The sequence below is a fragment of the Mycobacterium sp. genome (assembly GCF_050700595.1).
In the GTDB taxonomy this organism is placed as follows: Bacteria; Actinomycetota; Actinomycetes; order Mycobacteriales; family Mycobacteriaceae; genus Mycobacterium.
In genome coordinates this window covers 23,325-29,609 of the sequence record NZ_JBOHHI010000179.1, presented here as the reverse complement: position 1 = coordinate 29,609, position 6,285 = coordinate 23,325, and the positions used below count along the sequence as shown (strand labels likewise).

Here is a 6,285-nt window from a genome sequence, read left to right as displayed (position 1 = left end):
TTCACCTCGTCGGTGGTGGTGCTGGTCGGCGCGCTGCTGCTGCTGGCCGTCGAACTCGCCTACGCCCGCAGCCCTCGGACCGGCCGTGAGCTGGTAACCGCCGGAGTCGCGGCCGACAGTGCCACACCCGGTGTCGTGCTGGACGCGCCGCGGCGGTCGTTCGACGAACGGGTCGGGCGGGCCGGTCTGGCCCTGGTCTACACCGGAATCGGGTTTTTGCTGGCGTGCATCGTGTTGCGTGGCCTGGCCACCGCGCGGGTGCCGTGGGGCAACATGTACGAGTTCATCAACCTGACCTGCTGCTGCGGCCTGATCGCCGGCGCGATCGTGCTGCGCCGGCCGCAGTATCGCCCGCTGTGGGTGTTCCTGTTGCTGCCGGTGCTGATTCTGCTGACGGTGTCCGGGCGTTGGCTTTACGCCAATGCCGCGCCGGTGATGCCGGCCCTGCAGTCGTATTGGCTGCCGATCCATGTGTCGGTGGTCAGCCTCGGTTCGGGGGTGTTCTTGGTGGCGGGCGTGGCCAGCATCCTTTTCCTGCTGCGGATGTCCCGGCTGGGTGAGCCGGGCACCCCGGGCACGTTTGCGCGGATAGTGCAGCGACTGCCTGACGCGCAGGCCCTGGACCGCATCGCGTACCGGGCCACGATCTTCGCGTTTCCGGTGTTCGGCTTCGGGGTGATATTCGGTGCGATCTGGGCGGAGGAAGCCTGGGGCCGCTACTGGGGCTGGGATCCCAAGGAAACGGTGGCATTTATCGCGTGGCTGGTCTACGCCGCCTACCTGCATGCCAGGTCGACGGCGGGTTGGCGGGACAGCAAAGCGGCCTGGATCAACGTGGTCGGCTTCGTGGCGATGGTGTTCAACCTGTTCTTCGTTAATCTGGTGACTGTGGGCCTGCACTCCTACGCGGGCGTGGGCTAAAACCCGAGGTCAGGCCGCGCCGGCCAGCGCTGCGCTATGTTCGTTGGCAGGGGCTGTCCGTCAACGACCGACCCGAGTACTGCAAGAAGGGGAAGGGCACGTGTCTGAGCACCCAAACCCGGACGTGGGGGCGTCTCGAGGCGACGAAGACCATCCGACAACCCAGCTGCCGCCTCAGCCCGGTGAACCGGACGCGGAGTCCGGCGCAGCAGAGACGAAGGCGTTCACCGGCTTCCGTACCGAGCGTCGCTTCACCGATGGCCAGACACGGGGCGGGCTGGCGCCGCCAACTCGCGCCGAGCCGCGGGCGTGGGCGGCCACCCCGGCCAAGGGCCAGCCGCGGGTCGTCGATTCGCCGTCGTCCTACACCGGCGGCTACTACGAGGGTCAGGTGGGCGACCCGTCGGCCAACACGGGATATCGCCGGGCGGCCGTGCGCCCGTCGCCGTATCCGGAGCTGTCCACCAGCACCTTGCTGCGCCAGGTCAAGCCACCGCCGTCGGAGGGCTGGCGCCGGTGGCTCTATCTGTTATCGGGCCAGCTGATCAACGTTGGCGAAAGCCCGCGCGTCATCCGCTACGGCGACCTGGTCGTGCAGGTGAACCGCCCGCTGCGGGGCTGCTACCGCATCGCGACGCTGTCACTGAAGGGCGGGGTCGGAAAGACCACTATCACCGCGACGCTGGGCGCCACCTTCGCGTCCATCCGCGGGGACCGGGTGGTGGCGGTGGACGCCAACCCCGACCGCGGCACGCTGAGCCAGAAGGTGCCGTTGGAGACCACCGCCACCGTGCGGCACCTGTTACGCGATGCCGAGGGCATCTCGCGCTACAGCGATGTGCGCAGCTACACCTCGCAGGGTCCCAGCAGGCTGGAAGTGCTGGCATCGGAAAGCGACCCGGCGATGTCGGAAGCGTTCAGCGCCGAGGACTATTCGCGCACGCTGGACGTCCTGGAGCGGTTCTACGGCCTGGTGCTGACCGACTGTGGCACCGGGCTATTGCACTCGGCGATGTCGGCGGTGCTGGCTAAGACGGACGCGTTGATCGTGGTCAGCTCGGGATCGATCGACGGCGCGCGCAGCGCCTCGGCGACACTGGACTGGCTCGACGCGCATGGCCACCAGGATCTGGTCAGCGGAGCGATCGCCGTCATCAACGCGGTGCGACCACGCTCCGGCAAGGTCGACATGCAAAAGGTGGTCGATCACTTCTCGCGGCGCTGCCGCGCGGTTCGGTTGGTGCCGTTCGACCCGCATCTCGAGGAGGGCGCCGAGATCAGCCTGGAGCGGCTGAAGCGGGAGACTCGGGAAGCGCTCATCGAACTGGGAGCCGTCGTCGCCGACGGGTTCCCGAGCGACGAGCGGCGAAGCACAGGCTTTATTTAGCGCGGGTTGTTATCGCCGTGGTCTAACCGCCACAGGAACTCCGGATCGTCGTCGGGTCCGATGACGCGCGTCTTCGACCGGTTGACCTGCGAGCGGGCGGCCCGCCAGCCGATGTAGATCAGCGTCCCCAAAACCAGGACGAGGAGCAGGTAAAGCACTCGGGCACCTCCTTGGTCCGAATATACCTGCGCCGTAGGCTCGGACTGTGCCGGCAGTTCGAAACACCGCAAGGGGCGTCGTTGCGGACATCTTGCTCTACGCAGCGGCCCGACTGATTTTGGTGGCCGCGCTGGCCGCCGCCATTTACGGGGTGGCGTGGCTACTCGGCGTGCATGGCTTCCCCGTCATCGTCGCGCTGTTGTTTGCGTTGGTGATCGCGATGCCGCTGGGTATGTGGCTGTTCGCTCCGCTGCGGCGGCGGGCCACCACCGGAGTCGAAGCGGCCACCGAGCGACGCCGCCGAGACCGGGCCCAGCTGCGCGCCCGGCTACGCGGCGAGGCCCCGCCCGACGACGAGTCTTCGGCCTAGGCGCTGCGGCGGACGTCAGCCGGCGAATCCCAGCGCGGCCGCCACGACGATCGACCACACCAGCATCGTCAGCCCGGTGTCGCGCAGCACCGGGATCAGCTCCGGTCCGACCCGGCCCGCGCGCACGGGTGCTGCGGCCCGCAGCGCCAGCGGCGTGGCGACGAAGCCCAGCGCGCACCACGGGGTCGCCGCGGTCAGCGCCAGGGTAAGAATTGCGGCGAGCGCCAGCAGCGCCAGGTAGAGCGTCCGTGTCCCGGTATCGCCCAGCCGCACCGCCAGCGTGATCTTGTCGGACCGCGCGTCGGTCGGGATATCCCGCAGGTTGTTGACCACCAGCACGGCCGACGACAGCGCGCCCGTGGTGGTCGCCAGCACCACCCCCACCCAGTCCACCCGCAACGCCTGGGTGTACTGGGTGCCCAGCACCGCGGTCAGCCCGAAGAACACGAACACCGCGAGCTCGCCGAATCCCGCGTACCCGTAGGGTTTTGACCCGCCGGTGTACAACCAGGCGCCGGCGATACACGCCGCCCCGACGGCAACCAGCCACAGTGCGCTGGTCACCGCCAACACCAGCCCGGCCGCGGCGCCGACGCTCAGGCAGGCCACGGCCACCGCCAACACCGACCGCGGCGTGGCCAGCCGCGACCCCACCAGCCGCAGCGGGCCGGCCCGATCGTCGTCGGTGCCGCGGATGCCGTCGGAGTAGTCGTTGGCGAAGTTGACCCCGATGATGAAGGCAATCGCGACGACCAGCGCCAGCAATGCCTTCCACCACACCGCGGCGTGCAGCCACGCCGCCGCGCCGGTCCCTGCGATCACCGGTGCGACGGCATTGGGCAATGTCCGCGGACGAGCGCCCTCGATCCACTGCGCAAAACTGGCCATGCGTTCGATCCTTCCACGGCCCATGCACGACAATGAGCGGGTGCTCGGAGTGATCGGCGGCAGCGGCTTCTACAGCTTCTTCGGGGCCGACGCGCGCAGCGTCAGCCTTGACACCCCGTTCGGCGAGCCCAGCGCCGCTGTCACGGTCGGCGTTGTCGGCGAGCATGAGGTCGCCTTCCTGTCTCGCCATGGCGCGCAACACCAGCACGCGGCGCACACCCTGCCGTACCGGGCCAACATGTGGGCGTTGCGCGCGCTGGGGGTGCGACGGGTCTTCGCTCCGTGCGCCGTCGGCAGCCTGACGCCGCAACTTCCGCCGGGCGCGATCGTGGTGCCCGACCAGTTGGTGGACCGCACCCACGGCCGCGCCGACACCTACTTCGAGTCCGGCGGCGCACATGCGGCCTTCGCCGACCCGTACTGCCCGACGCTGCGGTCCGCGCTCACCGGCCTGCCCGGGGTCATCGACGGCGGCGCCATGGTGGTGATCCAGGGCCCCCGGTTTTCCACCCGCGCGGAAAGCCGGTGGTACGCCTCTGCCGGGTTCAGCCTGATCAACATGACCGGCTATCCCGAGGCGGTGCTGGCTCGTGAACTTGAAATGTGTTACGCCGCAGTTGCGTTGGTAACCGACCTGGACGCCGGCGTCGACACCGGCGACGGGGTGAAAGCCGTCGACGTGTTCAGCGAATTCGAGAAGAACATCGAGCCGTTCAAAAAGCTGGTGTACGAGGCGATCGGCCACGTCGGCGCCGAGCGGACCTGTACCGCCTGCCTGTCGCATGCCGGCGCCGCGCTGCCGTTCGACCTGCCGTGAGAGTGCTGTTGACCGGCGCGGCCGGCTTCATCGGGTCCCGGGTGCACGCCGCGCTTGCCGCCGCGGGCCACGACGTGGTCGGCGTCGATGCCATGTTGCCCGCCGCCCACGGATCAGATCCGGTGCTACCGCCAGATACTCGACGCGTCGACATCCGGGACGCCGACGCGCTGGCGCCGTTGCTGGACGGGGTGGACCTGGTGTGTCATCAGGCGGCGATGGTGGGCGCCGGCGTGAACGCCGCCGACGCTCCCGCATATGGCAGCCACAACGACTTCGGTACCTGTGTGCTGCTGGCGCAGATGTTCGCCGCCGGGGTCCGGCGTCTGGTGCTGGCGTCGTCGATGGTGGTCTACGGCCAGGGCCGCTACGACTGTCCGGTGCACGGGCCGGTCGAGCCGCTTGCGCGGCGCCGCCAAGATCTCGACGCCGGGGTGTTCGAGCACCGCTGTCCGGCCTGCGGCGTCCCGGTGGCCTGGCGACTGGTCGACGAGGACACTCCGCTGCGGCCGCGCAGCCTGTATGCGGCCGGCAAGACCGCGCAGGAGCACTACGGGCTGGCGTGGTCGGAGTCGACGGGCGGCTCGGTGCTGGCCCTGCGCTACCACAACGTGTACGGGCCGGGCATGCCGCGCGACACCCCCTACTCGGGGGTGGCGGCGATCTTCCGTTCGGCACTCGAAAAAGGTGATCCGCCACCGGTTTTCGAGGACGGTGACCAGATGCGTGATTTCGTCCATGTCGACGATGTGGCCGCCGCCAATGTGGCAGCGGTGCAGGCTGAGGCCGACGGCTTCACCGCGGTCAATGTCTGTTCCGGGCAGCCGATTTCGATCCTGCAGGTCGCGACGGAGCTGTGCGGGGCCCGCGGCGACGGTGCCGCGCCGGTCGTCACCGGCGGGTACCGCCGCGGCGACGTGCGCCATATCGTCGCGGATCCGGCGCGGGCGGTCGACGTGCTCGGCTTTCGGGCCACCGTCGACCCACGAGAGGGATTGCACGACTTCGCGTTCGCGCCGCTGCGAGGCTAGCGGTCTGCCTGCGTAGCACGTCAGATCGTAATGACCTCAACATCCGCCATCGCGTCGTAATCGCTATCTCGCGTCACAATCGGAATATCGTGGGCTATGGCCGTCGCCGCAATCCAGCTGTCATTGATCGGAATTCGACGATTTGCAGCCCGAAGTCGGGAAACGAGCAGTGCCCAGGCTTCGGATACCGCTTCATCGATGGGGAGTGGTTCGAACCGCTGGGCGAGTTGATAGGTCGACAGTCGCCGTGCCGAGGCCTCGGGGTCCGAGGCCTGCAACACTCCCAGTCGGAGTTCACCCAGCGTGATCACGGAGACTCCCCACTCATATTCCACAAACCGGGTGGCATCGACTCGTGCGGCCTCTAGGCCGATGAAGATGGACGTATCGGCCAGCGCCCGTCGAGCTGTCATCGCAACAGATCGTCCGTCGTTTCGGTCAGCGTTTCGCGCAGTTCCTCGCTCAGCCCGGTGGTGTCGGGGCCGAGACGCACGAGTTCCCGGATCAGCTCGCCGGCCGGCAACCACCGACGACGCCGGGATATCGGAACAAGCATTGCCACGGGGCGATTGTCTTTGAGCACCTCGATCTCCTCGCCGGCCTCGACCCGCCGTAGGACTTCGGCGGTGCGGTTACGGAGATCGCGGGCGGGAATGGTGGCCACCATGCTACGACTGTAGCTGCATACTACACTTGTCGCAAACTCGTCCAT

Annotated in this window: 9 protein-coding genes; 5 read left to right on the top strand and 4 right to left on the bottom strand. The window is 68.4% G+C overall.

All coding sequences use genetic code 11. The features are described 5' to 3' along the window. Positions 1 to 921, top strand: a 921-nt coding sequence (ccsB, locus tag ACRDTL_RS16520; protein WP_431507782.1) for a c-type cytochrome biogenesis protein CcsB, incomplete at its 5' end; no start/stop codon positions are given. A gap of 100 nt (positions 922 to 1,021) precedes the next feature. After that, positions 1,022 to 2,308 (top strand): MinD/ParA family ATP-binding protein, encoded by a 1,287-nt coding sequence (locus tag ACRDTL_RS16515; RefSeq protein WP_431507781.1) that lies wholly within the window; start codon positions 1,022 to 1,024, stop codon positions 2,306 to 2,308. Here the strand turns inward: ACRDTL_RS16515 and ACRDTL_RS16510 are convergent. Continuing rightward, the gene (locus ACRDTL_RS16510) at positions 2,305 to 2,466 is read right to left on the bottom strand and encodes a hypothetical protein (protein WP_431507780.1); all 162 of its coding nucleotides are present in this window, start codon (positions 2,464 to 2,466) and stop codon (positions 2,305 to 2,307) included. The genes ACRDTL_RS16515 and ACRDTL_RS16510 overlap by 4 nt on opposite strands. Before the next feature lie 47 nt (positions 2,467 to 2,513). Here ACRDTL_RS16510 and ACRDTL_RS16505 point away from each other — a divergent pair, with 47 nt between their 5' ends. Next, entirely contained in the window at positions 2,514 to 2,837 is a 324-nt protein-coding gene (locus tag ACRDTL_RS16505; protein WP_431507779.1) for a DUF4229 domain-containing protein, read from the top strand. Between the two features lie 15 nt (positions 2,838 to 2,852). Here ACRDTL_RS16505 and ACRDTL_RS16500 read toward each other — a convergent pair whose 3' ends face one another. After that, complete coding sequence (locus tag ACRDTL_RS16500; protein WP_431507778.1) at positions 2,853 to 3,725, bottom strand: 1,4-dihydroxy-2-naphthoate polyprenyltransferase; 873 nt, start codon at positions 3,723 to 3,725, stop codon at positions 2,853 to 2,855. Between the two features lie 22 nt (positions 3,726 to 3,747). Here ACRDTL_RS16500 and ACRDTL_RS16495 point away from each other — a divergent pair, with 22 nt between their 5' ends. Both ACRDTL_RS16495 and ACRDTL_RS16490 read left to right on the top strand, forming a co-directional pair. Next, the gene (locus ACRDTL_RS16495; RefSeq protein WP_431507777.1) at positions 3,748 to 4,542 is read left to right on the top strand and encodes an S-methyl-5'-thioadenosine phosphorylase; all 795 of its coding nucleotides are present in this window, start codon (positions 3,748 to 3,750) and stop codon (positions 4,540 to 4,542) included. After that, the gene (locus ACRDTL_RS16490; RefSeq protein WP_431507776.1) at positions 4,539 to 5,573 is read left to right on the top strand and encodes an NAD-dependent epimerase/dehydratase family protein; all 1,035 of its coding nucleotides are present in this window, start codon (positions 4,539 to 4,541) and stop codon (positions 5,571 to 5,573) included. Before ACRDTL_RS16495 ends, ACRDTL_RS16490 begins: the two co-directional genes overlap by 4 nt. Positions 5,574 to 5,593: 20 nt before the next feature. Here the strand turns inward: ACRDTL_RS16490 and ACRDTL_RS16485 are convergent, their stop codons facing one another. Together ACRDTL_RS16485 and ACRDTL_RS16480 are read right to left on the bottom strand one after the other, a co-directional pair. Next, positions 5,594 to 5,986, bottom strand: coding sequence for a type II toxin-antitoxin system VapC family toxin (locus tag ACRDTL_RS16485; protein ID WP_431507775.1), 393 nt, complete (start codon positions 5,984 to 5,986; stop codon positions 5,594 to 5,596). Next, a complete protein-coding gene (locus ACRDTL_RS16480; protein ID WP_431507774.1) occupies positions 5,983 to 6,240 on the bottom strand; it encodes a type II toxin-antitoxin system Phd/YefM family antitoxin in 258 nt (85 codons plus the stop codon). Before ACRDTL_RS16480 ends, ACRDTL_RS16485 begins: the two co-directional genes overlap by 4 nt. Between the last annotated feature and the right edge of the window lie 45 nt (positions 6,241 to 6,285).